23 protein-coding genes are annotated in these 26,817 nt (G+C 53.9%); 10 read left to right on the forward strand and 13 right to left on the reverse strand.

Going from position 1 to position 26,817, the window contains the following annotated elements; all coding sequences use genetic code 11:
• Positions 1-6 precede the first annotated feature (6 nt).
• From BLS94_RS08440 to sbnA, 8 genes are read right to left on the reverse strand one after another with little or no spacing between them, the layout of a single operon-like run.
• The gene (locus BLS94_RS08440; RefSeq protein ID WP_090959597.1) at positions 7-1,227 is read right to left on the reverse strand and encodes a type III PLP-dependent enzyme; all 1,221 of its coding nucleotides are present in this window, start codon (positions 1,225-1,227) and stop codon (positions 7-9) included.
• Positions 1,224-1,985, reverse strand: a complete 762-nt coding sequence (locus tag BLS94_RS08445) for an HpcH/HpaI aldolase family protein (protein WP_090959600.1) — start codon at positions 1,983-1,985, stop codon at positions 1,224-1,226. Before BLS94_RS08445 ends, BLS94_RS08440 begins: the two co-directional genes overlap by 4 nt.
• Positions 1,976-3,760 carry an IucA/IucC family protein gene (locus BLS94_RS08450; RefSeq protein ID WP_090959603.1) on the reverse strand — a complete coding sequence of 595 codons (1,785 nt, stop codon included), beginning with the start codon at positions 3,758-3,760 and terminating at the stop codon, positions 1,976-1,978. Before BLS94_RS08450 ends, BLS94_RS08445 begins: the two co-directional genes overlap by 10 nt.
• Positions 3,757-5,493, reverse strand: a complete 1,737-nt coding sequence (locus BLS94_RS08455) for an IucA/IucC family protein (protein ID WP_090959654.1) — start codon at positions 5,491-5,493, stop codon at positions 3,757-3,759. Before BLS94_RS08455 ends, BLS94_RS08450 begins: the two co-directional genes overlap by 4 nt.
• Positions 5,494-5,498: 5 nt before the next feature.
• A complete protein-coding gene (locus BLS94_RS08460; protein WP_090959607.1) occupies positions 5,499-6,683 on the reverse strand; it encodes an MFS transporter in 1,185 nt (394 codons plus the stop codon).
• Entirely contained in the window at positions 6,676-8,484 is a 1,809-nt protein-coding gene (locus BLS94_RS08465) for an IucA/IucC family protein (protein ID WP_090959610.1), read from the reverse strand. The genes BLS94_RS08460 and BLS94_RS08465 overlap by 8 nt, the downstream gene beginning before the upstream one ends.
• 5 nt (positions 8,485-8,489) lie before the next feature.
• Positions 8,490-9,518, reverse strand: coding sequence for a 2,3-diaminopropionate biosynthesis protein SbnB (gene sbnB / locus BLS94_RS08470; protein ID WP_256325349.1), 1,029 nt, complete (start codon positions 9,516-9,518; stop codon positions 8,490-8,492).
• Positions 9,515-10,519 carry a 2,3-diaminopropionate biosynthesis protein SbnA gene (sbnA, locus tag BLS94_RS08475; protein ID WP_090959613.1) on the reverse strand — a complete coding sequence of 335 codons (1,005 nt, stop codon included), beginning with the start codon at positions 10,517-10,519 and terminating at the stop codon, positions 9,515-9,517. Before sbnA ends, sbnB begins: the two co-directional genes overlap by 4 nt.
• 735 nt (positions 10,520-11,254) lie before the next feature.
• Between sbnA and BLS94_RS08480 the strand changes: the two genes are divergently transcribed.
• Positions 11,255-13,147: a pyruvate kinase gene (locus tag BLS94_RS08480; RefSeq protein WP_090959616.1), complete on the forward strand. Its 1,893-nt coding sequence runs from the start codon at positions 11,255-11,257 to the stop codon at positions 13,145-13,147.
• A 130-nt stretch (positions 13,148-13,277) separates the two neighbouring features.
• Here BLS94_RS08480 and BLS94_RS08485 read toward each other — a convergent pair whose 3' ends face one another.
• The 5 genes from BLS94_RS08485 to BLS94_RS08505 form a co-directional block, all read right to left on the reverse strand.
• Positions 13,278-14,660 carry an alkaline phosphatase PhoX gene (locus tag BLS94_RS08485; protein ID WP_090959619.1) on the reverse strand — a complete coding sequence of 461 codons (1,383 nt, stop codon included), beginning with the start codon at positions 14,658-14,660 and terminating at the stop codon, positions 13,278-13,280.
• Positions 14,661-15,414: 754 nt separating this feature from the next.
• Positions 15,415-16,212: a glutathione S-transferase family protein gene (locus BLS94_RS08490; RefSeq protein WP_176767834.1), complete on the reverse strand. Its 798-nt coding sequence runs from the start codon at positions 16,210-16,212 to the stop codon at positions 15,415-15,417.
• 197 nt (positions 16,213-16,409) lie between these two features.
• Positions 16,410-16,775 (reverse strand): winged helix-turn-helix transcriptional regulator, encoded by a 366-nt coding sequence (locus BLS94_RS08495; RefSeq protein WP_090959622.1) that lies wholly within the window; start codon positions 16,773-16,775, stop codon positions 16,410-16,412.
• A 136-nt stretch (positions 16,776-16,911) separates the two neighbouring features.
• The gene (locus BLS94_RS08500) at positions 16,912-17,484 is read right to left on the reverse strand and encodes a hypothetical protein (protein WP_090959625.1); all 573 of its coding nucleotides are present in this window, start codon (positions 17,482-17,484) and stop codon (positions 16,912-16,914) included.
• A 151-nt stretch (positions 17,485-17,635) separates the two neighbouring features.
• Positions 17,636-18,451 (reverse strand): methane monooxygenase/ammonia monooxygenase subunit C, encoded by an 816-nt coding sequence (locus BLS94_RS08505; protein ID WP_090959627.1) that lies wholly within the window; start codon positions 18,449-18,451, stop codon positions 17,636-17,638.
• A gap of 463 nt (positions 18,452-18,914) precedes the next feature.
• On the opposite strand from BLS94_RS08505, the gene BLS94_RS08510 reads away from it, so the two are divergent.
• The 9 genes from BLS94_RS08510 to BLS94_RS08550 all read left to right on the forward strand — a co-directional run bounded on the left by BLS94_RS08510 (position 18,915) and on the right by BLS94_RS08550 (position 26,781).
• Positions 18,915-19,820, forward strand: a complete 906-nt coding sequence (locus BLS94_RS08510; RefSeq protein ID WP_090959630.1) for a LysR family transcriptional regulator — start codon at positions 18,915-18,917, stop codon at positions 19,818-19,820.
• 169 nt (positions 19,821-19,989) lie between these two features.
• Entirely contained in the window at positions 19,990-21,648 is a 1,659-nt protein-coding gene (gene gshA, locus BLS94_RS08515; protein ID WP_090959633.1) for a glutamate--cysteine ligase, read from the forward strand.
• A gap of 8 nt (positions 21,649-21,656) precedes the next feature.
• Complete coding sequence (locus BLS94_RS08520) at positions 21,657-21,914, forward strand: hypothetical protein (protein WP_371130256.1); 258 nt, start codon at positions 21,657-21,659, stop codon at positions 21,912-21,914.
• Entirely contained in the window at positions 21,911-22,834 is a 924-nt protein-coding gene (locus tag BLS94_RS08525) for an ABC transporter ATP-binding protein (protein ID WP_090959639.1), read from the forward strand. The genes BLS94_RS08520 and BLS94_RS08525 overlap by 4 nt, the downstream gene beginning before the upstream one ends.
• Positions 22,835-22,845: 11 nt before the next feature.
• A complete protein-coding gene (locus tag BLS94_RS08530) occupies positions 22,846-23,601 on the forward strand; it encodes an ABC transporter permease (protein ID WP_090959661.1) in 756 nt (251 codons plus the stop codon).
• A gap of 298 nt (positions 23,602-23,899) precedes the next feature.
• Positions 23,900-24,163: a hypothetical protein gene (locus tag BLS94_RS08535; RefSeq protein WP_256325350.1), complete on the forward strand. Its 264-nt coding sequence runs from the start codon at positions 23,900-23,902 to the stop codon at positions 24,161-24,163.
• A 336-nt stretch (positions 24,164-24,499) separates the two neighbouring features.
• Entirely contained in the window at positions 24,500-24,940 is a 441-nt protein-coding gene (locus tag BLS94_RS08540) for a hypothetical protein (RefSeq protein WP_090959642.1), read from the forward strand.
• Between the two features lie 15 nt (positions 24,941-24,955).
• Entirely contained in the window at positions 24,956-25,933 is a 978-nt protein-coding gene (locus BLS94_RS08545) for a tyrosinase family protein (RefSeq protein ID WP_090959664.1), read from the forward strand.
• A gap of 368 nt (positions 25,934-26,301) precedes the next feature.
• Positions 26,302-26,781 (forward strand): TolC family protein, encoded by a 480-nt coding sequence (locus BLS94_RS08550; RefSeq protein WP_256325351.1) that lies wholly within the window; start codon positions 26,302-26,304, stop codon positions 26,779-26,781.
• The last annotated feature ends 36 nt before the right edge of the window (positions 26,782-26,817 follow it).

The following is a 26,817-nucleotide window of genomic DNA, read 5'->3' on the forward strand; positions in this document are numbered from 1 at the left end:
TCCTTTTTAACAATTGTCCAGAAACACACGTTCGGGATGAGGGTGGCTTAAAAAATCGTGATGGGAGATATGCCAGCCATAGGCTCCGGCCAGCAGGAAGGCGACACAATCCCCGGCTCGAAGCTGTTTGACATGGACATCGCGTGCAAGGGTGTCCTTCGGCGTGCATAGCTCGCCGCAAAGCGTGACAGGTGCATCGCGAACCGAAGGGCGCGAAAAAGGGTAATGCCAGCTTTCGCGCTCCAATATCATGAAAGGATGGTTGTGCTGCCATGAAACCGGCAGCCGGAAGTGGTGGGAGCCCCCGCGGAGGATGGCGAAGTGTTTGCCATAGGCGGTTTTCACGTCAATGACTTCACTCATGTAGCAACCACAGTCTGCGACGAGAAAACGCCCGCACTCGAATACGACCTGAAACCCGGGCTGGCGCGTGGCGATGAGCGCCGAAAGGCCTGCGCAGAAGCTTTCCCAATCGAAAGACAAATCCGGATCGGTATAATTGACGCCAATGCCGCCGCCGACATTCAACCAGTCGAACTTCAGCCCATAGTGGCGCTGCCACGCCTCCGCCAGGTCAAAGTAATGCTCCATCAGGGCAAGGTGGGTATCCGGATTCAGGTTGTTGGAGATGGCATGGATGTGCAGGCCCTTGAGGCGAATGCCCGGCAGGGTCTGGATCAGTTCGAGCAAGGCGGGGATTTGTGCCTCTTCGACGCCAAACTGGGTCGCCTGCCCGCCCATGCGCAATGTTGCCTCTTGGGGCACATGGGCCGGATTCACGCGGAGCAGAATATCCGCCACTTCGTGACGGCATCGCGCGATCCAGTCGAGTCGCCGCAACTGATGCTCACTTTCCACATGGATCAGCATGACTCGGTGATGGAGTGCACCCTCCAGTTCTGCGTCACTTTTGCCGGGCCCGCCGAATACGACGGGAACGGCATCATCGATGGCGCGCACACGCTGGATTTCGCCCAGTGATGCCACTTCGAAGCCGTCGGTGTGGTTGAGCAGCGCCTTCAATACCGGCTCGTCGCTATTAGCTTTGATGGCGTAAAAGAGCTGGCACGGTGAAGGCAGGCTGCGGCGCAGCATGTCGGCACGCCGGCGCAAATGCGCCAGATCATAAATATAGGCGCATATGGGCTTAAGATCGGGCTGCCAGTGGGGCTGTAACTCGGATCGCGCTCGGCTATGCAGATAGTCGTGCAAGCGTTGCGGGTTCATTGGTAAAGCACCGTGGCCTGGTGCTTTACCAGATGCGAGGCCATGGCGCGCCGCGCAATACCGCGATCATCGCCAAGAATGAACATGCGAACCGAGCTGCGATAATCGGATTCGAAGTCCCCCGGTATCCGAGGCAGGGCGCAAAACATCTTATTGTGGTGTTCAGCCGCGGCACGAACAAGTGATACCGCTTCACGTACGTCCGGATGACTGGTTTGCCAGGGCAGGCCCAGCGATTGCGAGAGATCCGCCGCACCCGCCAGCAATACGTCCACCCCTTCCACCGCCGCAATTTCATTGACATTCTCCATCCCTTCGCGGTCTTCAATCATCGCTACCACCAAAGTGCATTCTCGTGCTGCACTCGTGAATCCGGCGAGGTCATCGCGGCCGTAACGGGTATGCAAGGTAGCGTTCAAGCCACGCTCCCCAAGTGGGGCGAAATGGCAAAGGCGCACTGCATCCCGTGCTTCCTGCGCCGAGCGGATATGCGGAAATACAACACCTTCCGCGCCGGCATCCAGTACCTGAAGAATCTGATGAGGCGACGCTACCCGGACCAGCGCCGCAATGCTATTGGCGCGGGCTGCCAGCAGCATTGCGGCGAGTTGCCCTGAGCTGATCAGTGTATGTTCCAGATCGATCACAACGAAGTCATAGCCGGCCGCTGCGATTATTTCCACGCTCAGCGCGGCGGGGGTGGAACAGAACAAGCCATAGACGATATCGTCCGCTTCCAGGCGCTTCTTCAGACGCATGACGGTTCCTCGACTTTTGCAAGGGGGTTTTGCGTTGACCGCGTACGTAACCGGATCTCGGACTGGAAGCGCCGGCTGGCAAGTAACTCGACACCCACCTCATCGGCAAAACAGTCGAACAGCGAATAACGCGCCTCACTCTGAGGATGGCGTTTCTGGTGTGCCTGCAACACTTCGCAGGTAATTTGCCAGAACTGTTTTTCCGCTATACCGTAGTGGCGCAGGAACAGCCAGGCCAGTTCCGCCAGATTGACGAAAAAAAGCGCATCGAAGGTGAAATCCCGTAATTCCTCGGCGTTTTCGCTTTCAAGAAAGGAATTTGGATTGATCTGCACATGCTCGGGCGGCGGTGCGGTAAGCACGGGCGCAGGCGCGGATAATAGCGCTCTGCTGAAGCGTACCCCATCGTGGAAGTCCTTGAGTGCTACGCGCGCCGGTAGCCCCTCTTCCACCAGCAGGACCATATTCTGGGCGTGCGACTCCAATGCGGTCCCATGTTCCCAAAGCAGATGCAGTACCGGCAAGTATGCCCGCTCCACGAGCCGCTTTAGCCATTGCTCGGGCCCATGACGCCGAACCCAGGGATCGATGAAGGGCCTTCCGTCGATATCGATATGCATGACGGCGGTCATCGGCACCGCTCTTTCACCCGGACGCAAATAGTTATGCACACTTTCGCGCCAGATGCACGATAACGCGCCGTACTGGCCGTGAGCCATGGCCACCGGCGTGAAACTCACGCCAGCGACCTCTCTCAACAACACGGGGCATGCCAGGGGCAATGACCAGTCGGTTCGCTCCGCCAACCCATGCAACCAGTCGCTGATGACGGGTGCATTCTGCACGGTGTGCGGCGCCAGTACGCGCGAGGTGGACGTATTGACGAGGCTCATCGAAAGCTTGAGCGACAAACGGTTGCGGTCGCTCGAATTACTTAAGGTACGGATCGATTGCTGAGGCAGATACCGGTCAGGCAGCACGCCGAGCGCAAACAGTTCGCCTCGCGCCAGCGCCTGGTGATAGCCGGGTAGAACAACTTCGTCCCATTGCCATGGATGTACCGGTAGCGGCAGATAATCGTCGGGCTGCAGCGAGCGCCGGAACAATTGATCGCAAAAGTACTGCCAGCCGGGCTCACCCAGCAGCGCAACGCCCCTTTCAGCATCATTATTCAGCGTTTTACTAACCGCCCAGCGGCAACGATCACGGCGTACGGCGAGCAGCAGCGGCGCTACCGAGGTCGCGATTTCGGGTGCGTACATTTTATTTTCATCAAGTGTGAAGCCTATCCGCGACTTGTAGACCGGATGATAGAGATGACCATCGGTCAGCCTTGCTTCCAGCGTGTCATAGTCCGCATCGCGCAACGGCTTGCCGTTGTGTGCGGATAATGTTTGTGCATCCTTGATCTGCGTAGCCAGCAGTTCGGATGAGAATTGGCTCAGCCGTAGTTCGTCGGCAAACAGCCAGGGGGCAATTTCCGCCAGGAACAGCGCGGGGTCGCAGGCTTCATGGGTAACGCCGCTATTGATGCGCAGCAGTGGCGTGGTGATGCGTACGCGGCCAAAGCTCATGGTTTGGCGGGCCTGGCATTGATACCTGACGGGAACGTTATCCGCACGGAGCCCTGGTAAATTCAGTGTTTCGCCATCCCAGGTGCAATGCGGTACAGCACGCTCAAACAGCAGCGCCTCCAGCAGTTGGCGTAATACGCGGCGGCTCGCCTGGCGGTAAGCCGGACTATTAATCAGGTTTTCGTAATCGAGTGAATTCATTGGTTTACTTTTGCAATCAGTGGATTGGGTATCTCAACCCATGATGGGCATTCCCCATGCTGGTAGAAACTGCTGAGCATGTTGGCTTTGGCCGGCCAGGTCGGCTGTGTGAGCAATCGGCGTATCAATGGGTCATCGATCGAGCTCAATATCAATGCGGCGTCGCGCCACAATGCCGGCTCAGTAGTCAGCCCGGTGCGAGCCAGACAGGCACCCACATGGCCTATATGATTAACCAGCACGTAATACTGGAAGCGGTGCCAGGCCTGCTCCTCCGCATAGAGAACCGGACTGTCGCCAGGCAGGCGATCGAGGAATTGGAAACGTGCGCGGCTGATGCTGACGCCCTCCATGTCTCGCGCATAGCCACGAGACGGCCAGCCGTCGTGGAAGGCGATCAAGGTATTCTGCAGGTGGGCTTCAAGGCTGACGCCATGTTCCAGAAAGAGATGCAGCAACGGCAACAGGGTGACATCCAGGTAGCATTTCCACCACATGCGTATCAATCCTTCGCTGAGCGGGTTTCCCCTGGCAGACAGCCGCAACAAGGCCAGCAACGGAATTTCTCCATCGGCAGGCTCTTCCAGTACCGCCACGATTGTCCGGACGTGCTCCGCCTCGGTTGCTGGCATCGCCTGCCGGTATATCACCGCACAAGCCGCGCGCAAGGCTTCATCCGGCAGCCTCAGCGTCTGGCTCGCCAATTCAGGAAGAATGCAGAATGCCGATTGCTCGGAGATATGACGCGGTAGTAACGACAGAGCGAGGCTGGCATCCAGCGCCCGCCTGACCTGCTCGGATGGGTTGTTGCGTATGAAGTTGGTGATACGGATATTGAGCGACAGCTTGAGAAACAAATTTTGGCGGGGTAGCCAGACGGTGCGCACCGAAGATGTGGGCCACGCCACTTCACCCATCGGGCCGAGCGAAATCAGCATTCCTTGATTTATCAGCGCGCTGATGTCGGGCAGACCCAGCAAATAATTGGCTTGCCAGGGATGGCAAGGCAAGAGCTGGTAATCGCCGTGCGCAAGCAGATCGCGGACGAACGATGTAACTTCCGGATCGACTGCGGGCTGCTTCCCATCGATAACACGGGTCTCCAGCATGCCGGCCGCGACCGCAAAGTAGTGCAGGCGAAATGATGCGCCCAGTTCAGGCGCGTAGCGTTGCATGTCTTCCTCGCTGAAACCTTCCGCGGCCTTGGAAGTAACATGAAAAATGTGACCAAAGCGCAGTCCCTGCTCGGCAGAGAGGAAAGGCGAGCATTCCCTGGCGGGTTTATGCAAATGGAAGCGGCGGACCTGGGCTATGCTGTTTCGCATCAGCGTTTTTAACCGGCGTCGGCTGTGATCGGCCGTTTCCGCAGGCTGATCGGCGGCTGCAGCGAGCGCGTCGGCGATCAGATCAGCCAGCAACGCCGCATCTGTTGTCAGGGGTTGCCAATTACCGCGCCGTCCAATCCAGGCAAATGGCGCCAAGCGGTGGTAGCCAACTGGCGAAAAGTAGGTAAACGCCCCCGCTAGCTGGTACTCTGTTTTTGCAAGCGAAACCAGATACGGCGCTGAGCCAGCGGCGCGCCAGGCCTCAATATGCGAATGAAGTTCGGCGGGCCCAGCGTCATCCGCTGCGAGACGTGGATCGAAAAAGCCTGTTTCCCGGCAATAGGTGTTGACATACTGCTCCACCAGGCGCCGCTCTATCGGCGCCATTTCCAGCAGATGTGAAGGCATCGGAATCATTTTTTTAACTCCGCAAATGAAAAGCGAGCTGTACGATCGCTAAAAACCAGTAACCCGCCCGCGAAGAACAGCACGGCAACAGGCCAGATAAGATCGATGGGGGAAAGAAACGGCAGCAGGAATAAAATGAGTAACGGGCCCACCAGTTGGCCGACGACCATGAAGCTCCTGCTTAATCCCGTCACATAACCGTATGCCGAGATGGGTAGCTGGCGGCTGCAAGCCAGTAACACCGACTGCATCAACGCCGCGTAACAGGCGCCCTGGGTTATACGCAACAGCGCGACGATCCAGATCTGATCGATAAGGATCAGTAAACCGCTCGATAGTGCGCAACCCATGGCAGCGAACGCGAAGTAGCGTCGCGGTTCACCGCGATCGTTCAGGCGGCCCCATAACGGAGCGGCCAGCATGGTCGCAAGCCAGCCCAGCGCGTGCAGGAACCCGATCTTGCTGGCCATTGCCTCGGCAGCAGGGAAACGCGCCGTCAGATAGAGTGCGAAGACATTGACAAAGGCGAATGCAGCCGCCTGAATAAAACATGCTGCAAGCATCCAGTTGCGCAGGTTGCTGTCGCCCAGCACGGTACGCAACCCGGAAAAGGGCAAGGCGGAAATTCCTGCGACTTTTCGCGGCTCGCTGAGTTGGGTCCACAGTAGTCCGCCAGCTACACCCGTAAGTACGGCACTCGTCAGAAGCAACGGCTTGAGCGACCAATAGTCCAGCATCATCCCGCCCAATAACGGGCCAGCCAGCGCCCCGCACGCAATGGCGCTTTCCTGCAAACCCAGCGAGCGCCCGCGTAAAGTGTCATCGCTGACATAGCCGATGAAGGCGGTGAGCACCACGCCTATGGTACTTATGCCTTGCAGTAAACGGCCCAGCATGAAGCCGTGCACACCCGGGCTCAACGCCATCAGCAGCATGCTGACAGTGAATACGGCCAACGATGTCAGCAGCATTCGCTTGTAGCCGAAACGATCGCAGCACTTGCCGACGTAAGGAGCGAAACACAGCGTACCTACGGCGGGTGCCGCCAGTGCAAGACTGCTCCAGTGCGCGGCCCCCGCGGCATCCATCTGTTCCAGCGTTGCAATATACAACGGCATGATGGGTACGAAGACCATCAGCCCAAGCGTGGTAACGGCTTGGCAGACCAATAGCAACGTGAGGTTATTCATGCCTGTTATCACGGTGCCTGTCTGTCATCTTCGGCCACGACGGACTGCCGGTCAACAAGGGATTAGGCAGACGCCCCATGGCGCTGGGCATGCCCGTGCCGAAACTTGTGATATTTAATAGCGGAGCAAGCAACTGCTTGAAGGGCCACTCCGCCTCCTCCAGCAACATTTTTCTTGCCTGGCCGGCGATTTCAACCGGCAGCGGAACGCGTGCCAGACAGGTTTCGAGCGCTTGGCGGACAATACCCCAGCCATGCGCTTCGTCCCGGCCATAATAGGTGGCCAGCGCAGCAAGAATCGCATACAGATTGACCTCGATCGCCAGGGTTTGCAGATAAGCCAGCAGTTCCTGCGGGGTATTCAGTTCCAGTGTATTAGGCGTGCTGCGATCGATTACGTAGTCCGGGATCGTGACGCCTTGGGCCTGCATCAATGGGCAGCACACGCGCAATGTGTCATGGTCACGCAGCACCAGCGCGGCAACTTGCTGGCCCTCGAAGGCCAGCAATACATTCTGCCCATGCAACTCCGGCATGACGCCGCGTGCAAAACAGCGCAGTCCCAGCTCGAGTAAAGCCCCGGCAATGTCGCCGAACAGGCGCCAGGCGGCTTCTTCCGGCGCTGCGGAACCGATCAAGTGATCGAATGCCGGCAACTTGCCGTCAGCCCATACCGCCGGCAGCGCCGCCATCGGGATCAGTGTGGCGCCGGGGAGTGTTGGATAGCGGCGAATCATGCAAGCCAGTTCACCTGATTCGGATTCGAGCGCATCGCATTGGCTCAATGCCCACCACTGGTCCTCATCGCACAGCAACAGGTGAGCCGCCAGCCAGTCGTCGCGCCGACGCAAGGATTCCAGGCAAGCACTGGCAAGTGTGCCGTTATGTAGATACCGTGGCGGCAGGGCGCGAGTTGCTCCCAGCGTACGAACAGAGAGTGCGAGCTTCAGATGCGTGCCGGGGTTTCCTGTGACGGCAAGCGAACGCAACGACGCAGTGGGAGTCGCCGTACCAGGCCCGATACTCAGATAAATGCACTCGCTGAGCTTCAGGGGAATCGATCGGTTGAGCCAGGCCCACTGCCATGGATGAACCGGCATCCATAGCCAGTTCTCGCCATCGGCATGGGAGGCGCGAGCGGCCTGAGTCAGCCTGTCGCGTTGGCCAGGATCGAGCAGGCGCTCCGCCAGAGGCTGACCGGCGAGTGGAGCCGCCGGTCCGCTTACTATTTGATCTCGCGGTACCGCAACCCAGTGAAGCGGAAGCGATGCCATTGTTTCCGTGGCATAGCCATAGCCATGGTCACCATTCCAATCCTTGGCACGGGCCAGGGGATGAAACGGCCGGTCTTTAAGGCAGCTCAACGCTTCCCAGGGCAGCAAGTCTTCGGGCGCAGCCATGAGACTTTCCAGGATATTTTGCTCATGCACTGCCGCAAACGCGGCCTGGTCATAGGCAAGTGTGAAGAACCGCGAAAAACGGCCTGTCCCGTCACTCCACCAGTCTGCGGTCTGCAAGACCTCGACAATCCTGCTGAGCTCGAGGTTGGTCGCCGTATTCGTATTTGTATGCAAAACCCCGTTGGAACCCTGCACCCGAAACGGGCGCAAACCATTTGCCTTTTGCCCCTGCCAGCGTAACGACCGCGTTTCGTCAAGCGCAATTTCCATAACTGCTTTTCCATCGGCCTCCGGATGCAGGATGCAATGCCCGCGAAAATCGTAAAGGTTTTCCAGCCAGAGCGCATCGAACAAGTCCTGAGCCAGCCGATTCGCATACGGATGAGGTGGGATGATCTGCATGCGGTTCAGCCGTATAGCGGCAGTCGAGTACCGGTTCCACGCTCATGCGCAAGGCGATAAAAGTGACGCGCGCAAATGATGTCGTCGATGGCCATGCCCATGGGGTTAAGCAAAATGATTTCGTCTTCATCCTCCCGACCCGGCCTGTCCCCGATAACAATCTCCCCAAGCTCTGCATGCAACTGTTCACGGCTGAAGCGCCCTTCCAGCACCAACTGATTGATGATCTTCTTTTCGCGATTTGACTGGTCCCAATCATCCACCACCACCTTGTCGACCCTCTCATAGACATCCTTGTGAACGTCCATGATGGATATATTGCTGATAAAAGCACCGGGTTTAAGCCAATCGAAGGCCAGGTAGGGGGTACTGGTTACGGTACAGGTCACAACCACGTCAGCCGCTCTCACGGCGGATTCGGCCGAGTCCGTACAGAGAAAATCCACATCCGGATTGCCTTCTGCCAACATGGCAGCTAGCGATCTGGCCGCCTCAAGGGATAAATCAAACAGATGGATACGCCGGATATCCGGAAACTGCTCCATCAGTGTCTGCATCTGCATACGCGCTATCGGGCCGCATCCTATACAGCCGACATCGGTAAAGCCCCCACGTGCCAGATAGCGGGTACCCACGGCGGTAATGGCTGCCGTGCGCATTCCGCTGATCAGTCCACCTTCGAGGATTGCAATCGGATAATTGGTCTCCGCATCATTCAGCACAATGACCGCGCTGGCACGCTCAAGACCAAATTGAACCGGATTGTGCTGGCGGCTACCGACCCATTTCAGGCCGGCGACCGGTTGTTCGCCGCCCAGATAACAAGGCATGGCAATAATACGGTCGGCGATGTGATCGGCGCCTGGCCAGCGCAGATAAGGTTTGAGCGGTTGTACATAGTCGCCCCGCGCATGCGCCGCCAATCCATCCACTATTGCATCTACATAGGGTTGCGAATGGGTGCCGCCTAACGCGCCGAGATCGCTGCGGCTAAGATAGAGCAAATCGGGTGAGGTAGTATCTGACATGTTCATGCTGTTTGCCCCAGAGGAGTGCCGGTAAATCCTTTCGTCATACGTGCAAAATGGCGTTCCCTCATGCGCAACAGCCACTGGTCGTTGTATACCGTGTCCAGATAGCGCTCGCCCCGATCGGGCAAAATGGTCAGGATGCGTGCCGGTTGCAGCAGGCGGGCGGAAAGGCGCTGGATAGCGGCGATTACGGAGCCGGATGATCCCCCGGCAAAGATTCCCTCCCGCTTTACCAATTGCCGGCACGCCACGGCGGATTCATAGTCGTCGATCTGGATCACCTCACCGAGCTCATCGCGCTTCAATAATTCGGGTACGCGGCTTGCGCCAAGCCCGGGTAATTCACGAAGCGCCGGTGAAGTACCGAACAGTACCGAGCCGAATGCATCTACGGGGATGACCTTCAGGGCAGGCCAGGCCTCGCGCAGACGCCGCGTAATGCCGTGGATGGTTCCAGAGGTGCTGACACCCAATACCAGATAATCCACAGGGCGGTCCAGATCCCGCAGGATTTCCTCGCCCTCGCCGTGGTAATGGCTTTGCCAATTACGCTCGTTGGCATATTGATTCGTCCATACCGCATCGGGTTGCTCGCGCAGCATCTGCTTGACCCGATCGATGCGGGTTTCGAGATAACCGCCCTGGCGATCCTTCTCGGTGACAAGTTCGATATTGCCGCCGTAACATTGAATGATCTGGCGGTTCGCAGGCGAGAGCTTCGGGTCCACCACCGCCGTGAAACGTAGCCCGTGCATGCGGCAAACCATAGCAAGCGCAATGGCAAAATTCCCGGAGGAGCTTTCGATGATATGCGAATTGGAACTTATGGAACCGTCCGCCAGTCCCCGCTCTACAATATAGTGCGCTGGCCTGTCTTTAATGCTGCCACATGGATTGAACATCTCCAGCTTTGCCAGCACTTCACACCGCGAATCATTGAACAAACGAGAGAGGTTGACTATTGGCGTCTTCCCTATGCCATCGAGAATACTGTGAAGGATCATTTGGTACCTTCCATTAAATAATAATAATGATTAAGTAAATAAGAACAATAACGAGAGTAATAATTATTACTTCACGATGCAGAGGCCTGAATCGGCCTTCTCTGCTTTGTTCTACTTTTAGAGCTTGATTTCGATCAGAAACCGGCCTTGGCAAGGCCCAACCAAGCGATGTGATCCGGTCCGGGCTAGTTGTCCCGGCTATGTTGGCTTCGGCCGAATTCCTGTGGTCACCGGACTAGAAGTTATGATGTGGCGCTGATTACGTCGAAGGCAGTCCAGGCGAAGCGACGCGCGAAGCACTATTGTTGATATTTCCATAGCCAATATTCCCGGTAGATAGGGTTAAAAAATTGGCTGGCTTGCCCAGGACGGGCTGGCGAGCTATAGAACTGTCAGCGTAGAAGAATGGGTGAAAAATTATTCAGGATGAGTAACAGTGATTTCTTGGCCGGCTTTCTGCCATTCCCTGATGAAGCACAAATGTGGTGCATTTCCTCATATGGATCGGCTTTGTACTGTCCCTCTTTTCATGAATTTGCACCTACGACCGAATGTCGAAACATCGGCTGGAGATGTACTACTATTACATTTAACGGTTTCTATGTTTGTAAACGGGAATGATTCTTATTATATTTAATCAAAACTGAAAAGCAAGTCTTTTTATCGAACATTTTCACATAAACATAACAATAATGCCGTATCAATGTTTCAGTGACTCATAGACCCACGCCAATCATGAGCCCATTTCGCAAGGGCATTGGAATTTCTCCAGCCAGATTTGGCAAGAAAAGCGCTTATACGGATTTGCTGCAGGAATTGAGGAAACTGCAGCAGGATCTCTTAATGCTTGAAGCCGAATCCGCCGAAATCTTGCAAAGGGTGGATCCGCGTCATCGCGCCAGCGCGGCTAATCTCGTTCATTATCTCGCCTTGCGACGGCGCGATATGCGCCCCCTGCAGGAGAAGCTCGCCACCGTCGGATTATCTTCCATGGGACGCGCGGAATCACACGTGCTGAGCAATTTACATGCCATTATCATTCTGCTGCAGCACGCGCTAAGAAAAAAGGCGCAGCAAACGCCTGCCTCTTTCATTGCGTCTTCCGCCCCAGGCGCGGATCTGCTGGAAATCAATACGGATCGCCTGCTTGGCAAGCCTCCGGCAAACAGGCGTGTACGTATTATGGTTACATTGTCGTGCGACGCTGCGGATGACTACACATTGGTCAAGCAGATGCTTCTGCAAGGCATGGACTGTGCCCGCATCAATTGTGCGCATGACAACATAGATGTCTGGAAGCGCATGATCAAGCAAATAAAACGCGCTCGCAGCAAAACGGGTCGCAGCTGTCGCATCCTTATGGATCTGGGCGGTCCCAAACTGCGCACCGGAGAGATCGCGCCGGGCTTGCCGGTGCTTAAATGGCAACCGCAGCGCGACATGTACGGCAAAATGACAGCCCCCGCCCGAATCTGGATATGCTCGCAGAACGATAGTTTCACTTGTCCGGCGCATGCCTGCGCTTGCCTTCCCGTAAAAGGAGAGTGGCTGGCGCAGGTGAAGCCACTGGACAGGCTTGAATTCCGCGACGCCAGAGGCGCACTGCGCAGCCTGCAACTGCTGGAAAAGGGGGATAAAGGCTACTGGGCGGAGTCTACGCAAACTACCTATGTCAAGCCTGGGCTGAAGCTTTACTTATTACGGACGACCCGCTCCGGAGTAGTACGAAGAGCTGGTCATGCAGGTGAGATAGGCGCGCTACCCGAGATGCAAGGAACAATCCGGCTGCATCGAGGAGATAACCTGATCGTGACGCGTGAACCAATTCCCGGGCGCCCCGCCCAGTTCGGTGAAGATGGGCAACTGTTGTGTGCTGCGAGCATTGCCTGTTCGTTACCGGAAATCTTTACCAGCGTGCATCCCGGTGAGCGGATACTGATTGATGACGGCCGCATCGGCGGCGTGATACGCAACGTCAATATCGGGGAAATCCTGGTTGAGATCACACAGGCCCGCGATAGCGGAGAAAAATTATTGGCTGACAAGGGCATCAACCTGCCTGATAGCCATCTTGATCTGGACGGGGTGACGGCCACGGATATCGAGCACCTCGAATTTGTTGTCCGTCATGCGGACATGATTGGGCTTTCCTTCGTGCGAAGGGCCGCCGACGTCGCGCTGCTGCAGGCGCATCTAAAGCGCCTCGATGCCGCTAAACTGGGAGTCATAATCAAGATCGAGACACGTGCCGCTTTCGAGCAATTGCCAGATTTGATGTTTACACTGCTACGCTCGCCGATTGTGGGAGTCATGATTGCACGCGGCGACCTGGCCGTGGAATGCGGTTACGAAAGGCTGGCGGAATTGCAGGAAGAAATCCTGTGGCTGGCAGAAGCGGCGCATATCCCGGTAATCTGGGCTACCCAAGTGCTGGAAGGATTAGCCAAGACCGGTAAACCGAGCCGGGCCGAAGTGACCGATGCGGCCATGGGCGCACGGGCCGAGTGCGTCATGCTGAACAAGGGTCCCTACGTCGTCAAGGCCATTCAGATGCTGGACAACATCCTTCAACGCATGCAGGGACACCAGCAGAAAAAACGCGCTTTATTGCGCCGTCTGCATTGGTAGCGCCCAAATACTGCAATTCATCTCGTAGAGTTATGCCATCAAGATACGGACTGAACAGAAGAGGGCAACGCGAAAGTGCGACCTCTGCCCTCTCCGTTGTTGCCATATGCGTCTGGAGATCCTCCCCGATTTAACCGTCAGAGGGGAATTTTCTACGGCGAACCACCGCTCCCATCAACACAAGACCCGCGAGCATCATGGCATGGGTCTTCGCTTCAGGCACGGCGGAAATCTGGATCATGCGGTCCACATCGCTTCCAGCATGCTGGATGTTCACATATGCAATGTTGTGGTTGAACTTGTCGAAATACAGGCCCGTAGGCTCAGCATCGGTAGTTGACATCGATGCCCAGCGGCCAATTGATTCAGCCACGCCGTCACGGTCCGCATCCTTCGCAAACCAGATGTCCGCCTGTCCGCCCGGCTGGTCTTCAACTATGTATATATTACCTTGTGCGTCAATGGCGAGATTGTCCGGAGAGTTGAATGCGTCCCCGACGGGTGCATGGGTTACCTGATCAAAGGTAGCCTGGGACGCAAAGAGTTTTGCGGTATTGGTATCCAGGTTGAAAGAATACACTTCGTCAGTTGAGGTGGTTGCGGCATAGATTACTTGGTGGCCGTTGGCAAGGGTCTGGATTTCCAGGTCCTCCGGACGCTGATACTGGGTTCCCGGAACGTTATTGGCTGATGCACGACCGTCGATCTTGCCATCTGCGGCAAGAACCGATACACCTGCCAGCGCCGCTCCGTTAATATCCGTTATTGCGGCCCAGGCGATGGGGCCTGTGGCGTTTGCGTTATTGCCGCCAGCGACTTGCATGGCAAAGGTTTGGCCGGCCGCAAAATAGCCGTCGCCGTTCGATGCCTTCGGATTGGCAGGGACGTACTTGTAAATGCTGCCGCCGTTAAATTCATCAATGAAATATAGATTGTTGTTTTTGTCAAAAGCCAGACCTTCGTGGGATACGTGCGGCACGACGTTGCGCTGTATGAAATTTGAAGTTGCCGGGCCAGTGGTTGTGGTCGGATTGGTGAGTTCGAACAGGCGGCCCTTGGCGCTGCCCTGGCCCCAGGACTCTTCGGCTGTCAGGTAGCTCCCCCAAGGGGTCCAGCGCGAGGCATCTCCGGAAACAAAATCTTGTGTTCCGTTCGCCACAACGGTCAGGGACGTATTGGTCAGCCGGTCGAAACGCTTCACGCCAGACATATTGTTTTCAAAAGGGCTGAACAGGTAGCGGCCGGCATCGACACCTGTTTCGTTGGCGGTAATCATATCCCAGTTATCGCCGCGGCGTCCGGCACCCGGTGTATTGGCATCGAGTGTACGCTGGGTAAACAGCGGGCTGGAGAGCTGGAAGGGACTCGCTTCCGGGAGAGAACCGCCCGCAACACTGCCGGGCAAAGCGGCGAAGTTGTCGAAATTAGTGCTTGCAGCGATAGCGTCGGTAAAGCCAGCCAGGACAATGAATGTACCGGGAACTAAAAAACTCAATTTTGTTTGTTTAAACATACCGTTCTCCCAAGAAATTGATAGGACGTCGATTACGAAGTACTGCTGATCCTGTTTGTATACGATCGGCTTTCCCCGAGTTTTCCGATTTCTTCCGGATCAGGTGGGTGCGCCCAGCCGTGCAGCACAATGAAAATATAACGCGTAAATATGACAGGCTTGCGTCCAGCCTGTAATCACTTGTGACACGCTTCAGGCAGTCTATTTTGGGCGGCATGATATACAGCAGAGGCAACGGAACCGATATGACGAGCCGCTGGCGGTGTCATTCGGAACCTCATTTTTTTGTCCTTCGTGCGGGGGGACCAGCAACTGCATGGGGGGTAGCGGAGTTCCGGTAACTACAGGCCCCGGTTCGCATTTGAACCTGGCGACTCCGGCTCTTGGCGCATTCGCATTACGACAAATGCCAACGAACAACTAATTCAGGTAAATCGCGGCTTGCGCCGGCGACTGGGAACGCAGACAACCCGTCGGCCGAAAAAAACGCATATGGCGACAGCCCTTGATCAGCCCATCTACGAACCGTTGATTGGCGCCCTGCTTGCTTTGTGTCTTGCCCTCGCTCTTGGCATTCTCTAGAGCGATTCCCCCGGCCTTGGCTTCAAGATCTGGCGAGGGTACTTCGCTTTCCTCGTTTTTATTCCTTATTTGGGCCTTCTACAGACCTGATCCTTAAAAGTTGCGCCTGCAATCCCAGGCGCAACTGGCGCGACATTAATGTTGCCAAACGATCAGCCGCAGTATGTATGGATCAGACTTCACGCCCGAATAACCCTCCAAGGATTCTTCTGTCGATATGGTTATTAAGATAGGCTGCTCCAAACCCCCCGAAGAGTTCCTTCTTCGTAACATCCAGTTCTGATTCTTTAGCCGCCAGTATTTCACGGGTAGAGGGACGCTCGCACATTGCATCGTAAAACGTCTGTAATGCAGGATCGTCCCGAAACAGATGCATCTCCGGTATTTCGAACAGTTCAGAAAACATTTGGCTAAGCTCGAGCGTGTAGAACAATTGAAAATCTGGCAGAAAAGGCTCTTTGCCAAGCAGGAACGGTTCCATTCTCGAGCCATTAACTAGTCTGGGTAACCACATTTTGCTTAACAAGACAGAACAAAGATTATAGATATGTGCTTCTTTTTCAACTTTGAGTTTCCATGCTTTTGGAAAATATGCGCTGACAACAAACCAGTTGAAGAATGGACCCGCAATGGAGAAAGTGATGAAGTCATTCTTGGCATCGACCTGTGCACAGAGTATTGGATCATCAATAGGATAAAACTTTCGAGCTTCTGGGTAGATTCTCGCGAGATAACGACAGATCGCGTGACTTTCCGCAATATCAACACCATTGACATCCCTGAGAGTGGGAATTTTCCCAAGAGGATTCCGTTCCATGTGCTCTGGCGTAAGCGTGCTCCCCTGAAACGGAGACACTCGCTCATAGCGATAAGTTAGACCGGTTTCCGAGAGCATGTGGGCAACCTGACTCATATAAGGTGAGAGCCAGAATCCGTACAGCGTACGCTCGACATTTAATTGATTAGACATAGAATATTCCTTCTGCATTGCAGTTCAATTTTAAGTAGATGCCTTATTAGGGGCGTGGGACTGGTGTGCCCCGGTAGTAGTGCCAAGGACGTTCCAGTAATTCGGTTAAAATTAATCATCTAATCCCTCTATTCTTTATTCGCTTCATTCTCTTTACGTAGGGATTGTCGTATTTCCGCCATGAATTCCATCGGATCCTATTCGAATCGTTGAACCAGATTCTCGTGCACGTCACTTTCAGGAACATATTTTGCGCCCCAACGTAACAGCTCCATGATTGGAGGCACCAGATCCAGGCATTTTTCAGTAGGCATATAAATAACCTTGCGCGCATTAGCCGGATCACGGTATCGCAAAAGGATACGGCCTTCCTCCAGCTTTTTAAGCCGGTCAGAAAGGATATTGGTCGCGATTTTTTCCGGGGAATTCTGAAAATCCCCGAAATATCGCTTACGGAAGAAAATTAGATCACGAACGACAAGCAGCGTCCATTTATCGCCCAATATGTCCAGGGCGCAGCTGACTGGACAGGAGGAGCGGCTGATCTGGTTTGATCTCGTCATAACTTTGCGCTTGCCTGCATATTGACTTGCTATTTGCAATCCATGATTGGACTTGCATTTTGCAATGAATGTAGGTAATGAGTGTAAAAAAGTAAAAAAAACGCTCTTCCCACGTTTGTGGGTTCTCGATCCCGCATTATCTCAGGCGCCTTGAAGCTCGCCAATCCTGTGCCTGCTGCGATTTCATAAGCTTGTAACCAAGCAGGGTAAGCAGCAGCAATGCAATCAGCGGCCCTATAGCAGCACGAAAAACATTCGCATAATTGATCATCTGTACGCGCAACGGGTGCCGATAATGAACCGGAGGTACAGCCTCTCCAGTAATAAATACCGTATATAGCCCCTTATCCAGACTGGTCTCTCCCCTCATTACCCCATCGGGATGATAACTCGGACGCAGGTATGTCACCGTTTCATCATCAACCTCGCTGGTTCCCCGTACTACGCGTATCCCCACTGGGATGTTGCGCAAAGCCTGATCCACAAGGTCTATTACCAATAAAGTATTCCCTTCCCTGGGTATTTCTGTGCAATATTGATCGCTGGGTTCATGTTGAGGCTGGTAGGCACTCATATGCACCATGCTGTCATCATCAAGCCGGCGAGTGCACGTATCTTCCTCAATCGACACTTTCCCATGCGCGCTGGCTATGCCACAGTAAAGCGCTGCGGTGATAATAATAGTGAGCTGTATCACTTTCTTGATCATTTGATTGCTCCTTGAGTACGGTTCAGCTGCGTATTCGTATATCCTCCGCATACTGTTTACTATGACTTATTGCAAATCGCCCCCTCCCCTGTGATGCGGGAGCGGAGCGATTTAGGCAGTTAGACCACTCTCAGATTCCTCAATTAACCCTTTACGGCACGATCCGATTGTTGAGGATGACTTTGCTTTGTCCATTCCAGACCACGTCGGTCAGGTTGGAGTAGCGCGTGACGATCTGTGCCACAACGCCACCCGCAAACAGGCCCGACCAGCCCAGTACCACAAAGCCCCAGTGCAGCGGGGCGCTAAAGAGCTCTTCCATGAACCAGAAGGCATGGCCCCACTCGTTCAAGCCTACGTTTGGCAGGATCATGAGCGGACCGGCAATAGCCATCACCAACGGGAACGAGGTCCCCCGCGAGTACAGCGGCAGACGCGTCATGGCATACAGATAGGTTGCCACTCCGCAGACGATATACATCGGGAAGGAACCATAGAACACTACCACGTGACTCGGGGTGAAGCTCGTGTCGCGGATGATTACCTGGTGCCAGGAGGCATCCTGTTCGGTAAAGAAGCTGCCACCCCAGTAAACGCCAAATAGGTAGACGCCCAGCCACATCATAAAATAGAAGTAGCGCTTGATCTCAAACTTGGGATCAAGATTGTCCAGCTGCTCCTTCGTGTCCCGGGTCTTCCAGATCCAGCCCCAGGTGATCAGGGCAAATATTGGCATGACAATCATGTGGACGCGCCATAGTCCCATCCAGACTTTCTCAAATTCAGGCTCCATCGAGTCCATGCCGTGCGAGTAGGCATAGGTGCGTTGATACCACACCCAGAATATCGCTACCGCCAGCATTGTGATAAGCCCGAATTTGTACCACATCGAGTCATACCACTGCGACATGTCGTAGTCCCGACCTCCCGACTTAGCTTGGCCCGACGTTTCTAGCGTTGTTGCCATATCACTACTCCTTTAGATTGACTACCCGCTACTGTTTGAGCGGATTTGACTTAATTCTCCATAAATATCAAAATGGGAATAAGTCCGTTTACATCATTCACCCTTGCAAAATACTTCGCCTATCAGGCAAAGATTTGAAACCCATTCCAGAATAGTGCTATTCCAAGCAGACCTAGCAGGCCAAACTTATACATCTTTGGTTCGTGCAATGACCGCATCCTGGAAGCACGAACATCTGCTTGCGGATAGCTGCGCAACCTTCGATGTTTTGTTGCCATTTCAGTACTCCTTTTAGTTAACTGACTACCACTTCTTCCTGTAGGGATTTCTTGCTAACGCAACTAGCAAGTATTTTTTCTTGCAATTAGCAAGTGGTTAGAGTGTAGGCTTGAAGATGGGCAGGTGTGTAGTCTGCTAAATCAGTTATCAGAGTTCTATTTTTGAAACGATGAGTGGCCCCCCTATGCAAGACCTGAATGACCTCTACTATTATGTCCAGGCCGTGGATCATGGCGGCTTTGCTCCGGCAGGCCGAGCCCTGGGCATGCCGAAATCGAAACTTAGCCGCCGCATCGCCAAGCTGGAAGAGCGCCTGGGTGTGCGCCTGATCCAGCGCTCGACACGTTACTTTGCAGTGACCGATGCCGGCGAGACTTATTACATGCATTGCAAGGCGATGCTGGTGGAAGCTGAGGGGGCCCAGGAAGCAATAGATACCTTAAAAGCCGAACCCCGGGGTGTAATCCGGATGACATGCCCCATACCGCTGGTGAATGCTTACGTGGGAGTGATGCTGGCCGATTTCATGGCGCGCTATCCGCACGTCACAGTGCAGATGGAGGCGACCAACCGGCGTGTCGATCTGGTCAGTGAGTCGGTCGACGTCGCCCTTCGTGTGCGACCACCGCCCCTGCAGGACAGTAACCTCGTCATGCGTATTTTGGCCGATCGAGGCCAGTATCTGGTAGCCAGCCCCGCCCTTGTCCAGCGGTTCGGCTTTCCTGCTGCACCAACTGCTTTGAGCAATTGGCCCAGCCTGGGCCTGGGGGTCCTGCAACAAATCCACACTTGGGCGCTGCATGGGCCAGGTGACGCACGCGCAACACTTCATCACACGCCGCGCTTCGTGACAACGGATATGATCGCGCTAAGAGATGCCGCTGTGGCCGGTGTCGGTGTGGTGCAACTGCCGGCGGTCATGGCAAGAGACCAATTGGCGGCTGGCTCATTGGTCAGGCTGGTGCCGGACTGGGCGCCGCGCCCCGAAATCATTCATGCGGTGTTTCCGTCACGGCGCGGTCTTCTGCCATCTGTGCGGGCGTTAATTGATTTTCTCGCACAGCATTTCGAGATGCTGCATGAGGACTAGGTAACTTAAGAGCGTTACCTGAGCTCGCGCAACGAGTCCATCTCTGCCACTGCGCCACTCATAGTTTCAAAAACAGGACTTTGATAACTGATTTTGCAGGCTACACACCTGCCCGTCTCCCAGTCTATACTCTGACCACTTGCTAATTGCAATCATTATCGGAGGATAAATGTCAAGACAATCATCTTGTAGCAAGCGCACGACGCCCATCAACCAATCTCTTCAGCCGTTATTGATTCATGGTTTGAAAGGCATCGAAAAAGAAAGTCTCCGAATTAACCGGGAGGGATCAATATCATTGTCACCTCATCCGGTTCAGCTTGGCGCCGCGTTGACTCATCCGAATATAACAACTGATTATTCTGAAGCGTTACTTGAGCTGATCACGCCAGCATTATCGGATGGAACGGAAGTGCTGGACTCCTTAATGGATTTGCATAAATACGTCTGCACAAATATCAACGATGAATTATTGCTGGCGGCAAGTATGCCTGTCGGCAATTTGCGGGACCCGGCAATTCCCATCGCTGAATATGGTTCATCCAATCTCGGGAGGATGAAGCACATCTACCGGCAGGGTTTAAGCTATCGCTACGGCCGCTGCATGCAGGTCATTGCCGGAATCCATTTCAACTACTCGCTTCCTGAGCCATTCTGGCCGGAATACCAGCAGTTCATGAAACATACGGGTGATCTGCAATCGTTCACTACCAGCGCTTATATGGGAATGATCAGAAACCTGCAGCGTTATGGCTGGCTTATCCTGTATTTATTCGGCTCGTCCCCGGCAGTAAGCAAAAGCTTCATCGATAGCCGCAATTCTGTTTATTCCGATACATTGCAGAAATTTGACGAGACTTCCTACTACAAGCCCTTTGCCACCTCTTTGAGGATGAGCGAAATAGGCTATTTGAATCCCGTTCAATCGATGTTTCATATTTCCTTTAACAGCATCGAAGAATATATACAGGACCTGGGCAGGGCAACAACGATACCTTATCTCGGATATGAAAGGATCGGGGCAAAGGTAGGCGACCAGTACCGGCAGTTGAACACCCATTTCCTGCAAATCGAGAACGAGTATTACACGCCGGTGCGTCCAAAACAGCCAGCGAAGTCCGGCGAGAGGCCGCTGCAGGCACTGGTAAGCCGGGGGATTCAATATATTGAAATACGATCCGTGGATGTGGATGTATTTGAACCAACGGGAATTTCGATCGAAACCACGCGCTTTCTTGAAGCGCTGAGTCTTTTCTGTCTATTCCAGCCCAATGCGGGGCATGACTTGAAGCAGCATGACGAGATCAGCAATAACGCACTGGCGGTGGCCAATCGCGGCAGGGATCCGAGACTGAAGCTGCGTGAAAACGGGCATGAAATTCCGCTACGGCAGTGGGCGTTGACGCTGTGTAAGCAGATGCGGGAGGTCTGTGAGATCCTGGATAACGGCAATGCAGATCTCCCCTACACCCGCGCATTGCACCAGCAGATCGAAACCATTCGCCATCCCGAGTTGACGGCTTCAGCAAGGATGCTGTCGGCCATGCGCACGCAAAAGATGTCAATTACCGAACTGGTATTGCAGAAGTCCCGTGAATACACTCGTTATTTCCAGAATGCCGCGCTGGATGTCGCGGTAAAAACGAATTTTGATTTCCAGGTCAAGACATCGCTGGCGCAACAGAAACAGCTCGATGCCACAGATAAGATCCCTTTCGATAAATACCTGAGCAACTATTTCTTGCAAGGCGCCTCAGCCAGCGTCATTCATTCCGAGGACTTGCCTCAAAACTTGCCTGTCTCTTTGGCCGAAACTGCTACTCGATGAATACACTTATGAAACGACTTGTCATGGAAGGGTGCGCAAACCGTGGGATTTGCGCGTGGTTGGAATTGACCGGCAAGGCGGATGACGATGGACGACACCGCTGGTACCGGACAAAGGGGCCGGAGGAAATCCCGCTGCGGAAATTCGATGCTGTTTTGACGCGTAAGGACCCGCCATTCAATATGGAACATGTCTATACCACTTATCTGCTGGAATTGGCGGAAACCCACGTCATTCCTCCGTTTGAAGCAGGGCTTTCCCCATGACTCCGGCAATCGAAATCAGACAGGTGCACAAGCGTTTCGGTGCATTGCATGCCTTGCACGGTATTGATCTCGAAATCAATACCGGCGAATTCTTCGCTTTGCTTGGTCCCAATGGAGCGGGAAAGACGACGCTGATCAATATTATCGCGGGTCTTACCCTTGCCAGCAGCGGCAGTGTCAGGGTAAAGGGGCATGATGTCGTCGCCGAGTACCGTGAAGCACGCCGCATGTTAGGCGTGGTGCCGCAGGAGTTGGTATTTGATCCGTTCTTTACCGTCCGGGAAACGCTTTTGTTTCAATCCGGCTATTACGGCATAAAGAAGAATAACGGCTGGATAGACGAGATAATCCACCATCTCGACCTTGCCGACAAGGCCGATACCAACATGCGTTCGTTGTCCGGCGGCATGAAGCGGCGCGTGCTGGTAGCGCAGGCATTGGTCCACAAACCCCCGGTAATCGTTTTGGATGAACCCACCGCAGGCGTAGATTTGGAATTGCGCCGGGCCCTTTGGCGTTTCATCAAGCAATTAAACCGCAACGGTCATACCATTGTGCTCACCACGCATTATCTCGAAGAAGCAGAGGCTTTATGCAACCGCGTGGCAATGCTAAAAAATGGCAGTATAGTTGTGCTTGAAAGCGTCAGAAATCTCATCAGCAACATTTCCGGACACCGGATACGGCTGCGGTTATCTCCCGATACGTTGCCGGCGGCGTTACAGCTAATGGCAATCAGCCACGACCAAGGCTACCACGTTCTGGCGATCGAGGAATGCTACCAGCTTGAAAACGTGATGGCAGCATTACGCGCCGCCGAGACCCAAATCCTGGAACTGCAGATATTGCAACCTGATCTGGAAGAAGTGTTCGTAAAGATCATGCACAGTGCAGAGAGTCTGGAACCTGTATCGGTATGAATGGATTTGGTATGAATGGATTTCTTACGCTGCTCTACAAGGAATTGCTACGATTCTGGAAAGTCGGGTTCCAGACCGTATTTGCACCCATGCTGTCTACCTTGCTCTATCTTTTGATTTTTTCTCACATGCTGGAAGAACGGGTGCAGGCATATCCCGGAGTAACCTACACCGTTTTCCTGATTCCGGGACTGGTGATAATGGCTATGTTGCAGAACGCCTTCGCCAACTCCTCATCGAGCCTGATACAGTCGATAGTCTCGGGCAATCACATCTTTATGCTGTTATCGCCGCTCTCTTACCAGGAAATATTCACTGCCTATGTACTGGCATCGGTAGTTCGTGGTCTGGCGGTAGGATTAGGTATCTACCTGATAACGCTGGGATTTTTTGAAATTCCCCTGTACTCGTTCGCATGGGTATTCGTATTTGCGTTGATGGGCACCGCATTGCTGGGCGCCTTAGGCATCATTGCGGGAATCTGGGCGGAAAAATTTGAGCACCTTTCTGCGTTGCAAAACTTTATCATCCTGCCACTGACGTTTTTATCGGGGGTTTTCTATACGATCTCCTCGTTACCTCCATTTTGGCGAGGACTATCGTATCTGAATCCGTTTTTCTACATGGTAGACGGATTTCGCTACGGCTTCTTTCGCACCTCCGATGTTTCGCCCTACCTTAGCCTCGGAGCTCTGGCTGCATGTTTCCTGACCGTATCCTGGCTGACATTGCAAATGCTGAAAACAGGGTACAAAATCCGAAGATGATCCATAACCTGCCAGCGACTGTCCTCAAAATTGAAGCTTCGATAGCTACTAAAACCAGCCGACAAGATAATGACTGTGCATGCATCCGCGATCATTGGCTTGAACGTCGAGCCAATCTATATTTTCAAAATAGAGCGAATATATGCCCGTGCATATGGGCTAATATAGCCCGCCTATAAGGCTAGGGTTTCCGAGTAAGATTTTACCCCCGTTTCACGAACACATTTAAAAAGGCTGATGATGAGTCAGAAGATGTGTCATGGCAACGAAGAAAATACGCTCGCTACAGTGATCATAAATGCATACCAAGCCTCAAGAAAATAAGCTCCTGGTTTATCAAATACTCGCTTTTGCCAGCTTTGTCGTGTTCGCACTTTTTCTCTGGCAGGGGCATAAAGGGTTCTGGCTATGGGATGAGGGCTTTCTTTGGTATGGTGCTCAACGTGTGATGCTGGGTGAGGTACCTATCCGCGACTTCATGTCTTACGACCCCGGCCGGTACTACTGGTCCGCAGCGCTCATGAGCTTGTGGGGAGACAATGGCATCATGGCCTTGCGCTGATAACCACACACCGAACAGAACTCGTCCAGGATCTTGCCCTTGTCAGCGCGCCTGGCCCGATGATAGCGTTTGCGTATTGCCTCAAGATAGACCCGTTTCTCATGCTTGCCCATATCGATAACCCTCCGTTCGTTCGGCTACCAACAATTTGAGGCAACGTATCCTCTCGATGCACTCCTTCGGTTACTTTTTTATTGAGCCAATTCGCATGCGCCACTACTGCTTGCTTTTTCAACATCCTGATCTATATTAAAGAATCCGCTGAACAATTCCAGTTTATAGTACTGATACAAGCGGTATCGATACGAGCGTCGAGTACCAAACAGGAGATGAGCCATGCCAAGCCAGAATCAAGTTAGCCGGCCGACTATGAAGTCGATAAGCTCATACGTCAAAAAACATTCCCCTCAAGTGGAGGAAGCCCAAAGGCACCAGCACGAGGCATCTGAAACTGTCCGCGAAGCGGACTACGAAGGACATCATATTGTTGTTCGCACAACTTATCAGATAGAAGTCGATGGGGTACCGGTTACCGGACATCTCGGGGTGACCGACGACGGGCAAGTCCATTATCACCCCATACCGAACATGAGCTTCGCTTCCGCCCTGGACATGGTCAGGCAGTTGATCGATGTCTTTCCTGATGACTTCGCTGGTAAGGGGGGTATACCCGCAGAACATGGTGGACATGAGAGCCACGGCGCCTCGGGCCTGCCTCGCACCCAATCCGCGCCGAAGACCCGTCGCGTCAGGAAAACCCATACTGATCACGAATAGATGCCGGAGAACGCCATGGCCATAAGAGAAAATATTTTGACTAGCGCGGCCGCGCGCGACAAGTATATCCAGGGTGTAAAGTTACTGAAGAATGAGTTCCCGGGGCCAACCACAGCAAGCCTAGGCATCGAAGGGCTCTCCCAGCCGGTCAGCACCTATGACCTGTTTGTGGTTTGGCATCATGTTGCGATGACAACGTTCACTCCGCCTACGCAGAGTGACAGAAACGCCGCTCATCGCGGCCCTGTTTTTCTTCCATGGCATCGATTCATGCTGATGCAACTGGAAATGAATCTCCAACGCGTGCTTGGCGAGGACTTGACCTTTGCCCTGCCATACTGGGACTGGGCGCAAGATGGCCAATTGTCGCCGGCACGCCAGAAAAAGGCCGCCGTCTGGGCCAGCAACTGCATGGGGGGTAGCGGCGTTCCGGTAACTACAGGTCCGTTCGCATTCGAACCCGGCGACTCAGGTTCTTGGCGCATTCGCATTACGACAAATGTCAACGGACAACTCATTCAAGTAAATCGCGGCTTGCGCCGGCGACTGGGAACGCAGACAACCCGCCTGCCGAAAAAAACGCATACGGCGACCGCCCTTGATCAGCCCATCTATGACACTGCTCCATGGAACACCACTTCCGCTGGGTTTCGCAATCTCGTCGAGGGCTGGCAAGACCAGCCGCAAATTCCATCCCCGAGTTTGCACAACCGTGTCCATGTGTTCGTGGGAGGAGACATGTCGCCTTCCACGTCACCCAACGATCCAGTATTTTATCTCAACCACTGCAATGTGGACCGCATTTGGGAAAGCTGGATGCAGCCGGCACCGAAAGGCCATGGCCGCGCTTATGTCCCGGCGCAATCGGCACCCGCCAGTTTAAAGGGCCACCGCCTCAACGACACCTTGAGCTCCCTTTTGTCCGAGACCACTACCCCTGCGGACATGCTGGATATCAGTGAACTGTATACCTACGACTCGCTGAATGTGTGAAGGGACAAAATGTCTCAATGCTCGCCTGGCCGTTGCAGCTTATCGGACTTAAAGGAAATCGGCTGCGGAAGTAGTGGTGGGAGTGATTAAGGCTATTTTGATACTTTAACAAGAAAACATGTCATTGATCAGCCATCTCTTCATTATTAAGTTCCTGCAATTGCCAGTCCCCTTGCGCTTGAGCCAGAGCGTGGGCTTGATATACGTATATCATGAAGCCGGGTAGCGTAACCTTATACTCAAACAGGCGCTACCGTCGTAGGCCAGTCGCCAGGTCATTTCCTTGAAGTAATCAAAATATTCGACAAGAGTTCATCCATAACGCACGAGCTTGTTACTTAGCGGACATCATTGATGTGCTCAGCATCTTGAACGCTGCATCAAAATCAGCTATTTTTTTTGGCCTGCTGCTCGCTTCATGCGCAATGACGCTACAGGCGCAAACGATGTCTGCTGTGGTGGAGGGGCCACTGGCCATTACTGAACAGCAGGCCATCGCGTTGTTCTATCAACGCAACCTTGGTTTGATCGCGGCAAACCTCAACATTGACAAGGCTCGGGCTCAAGAAATCATTGCCGGGGCGATTCCAAATCCTGTTTTCAGTTTCACCGCTCAAGAACTGAACCTCAAGATGTTCCGCCCGGAAAATCGCGACGTTGCGGTGCCGGCGCTGGTGCCGCAGATTCAACAGCTCATCGAAACCGCGGGAAAACGCCGTTTGCGGATAGAAAGCAGCGAACTTGCTACCGAAGCAGTGAACTTCGATGTGCAAGACGTTGCGCGCGTGCCGCGTTGCGCCATAGAAAAAGGTTACCGAAACAGTTTTGCAGTTAACGTTGTGCCATAAGGAAAGGAATTCATTTTAGTGCATCGAAGATGATTT

It is taken from the genome of Nitrosospira sp. Nsp18 (assembly GCF_900103145.1).
In the GTDB taxonomy this organism is placed as follows: Bacteria; Pseudomonadota; Gammaproteobacteria; order Burkholderiales; family Nitrosomonadaceae; genus Nitrosospira.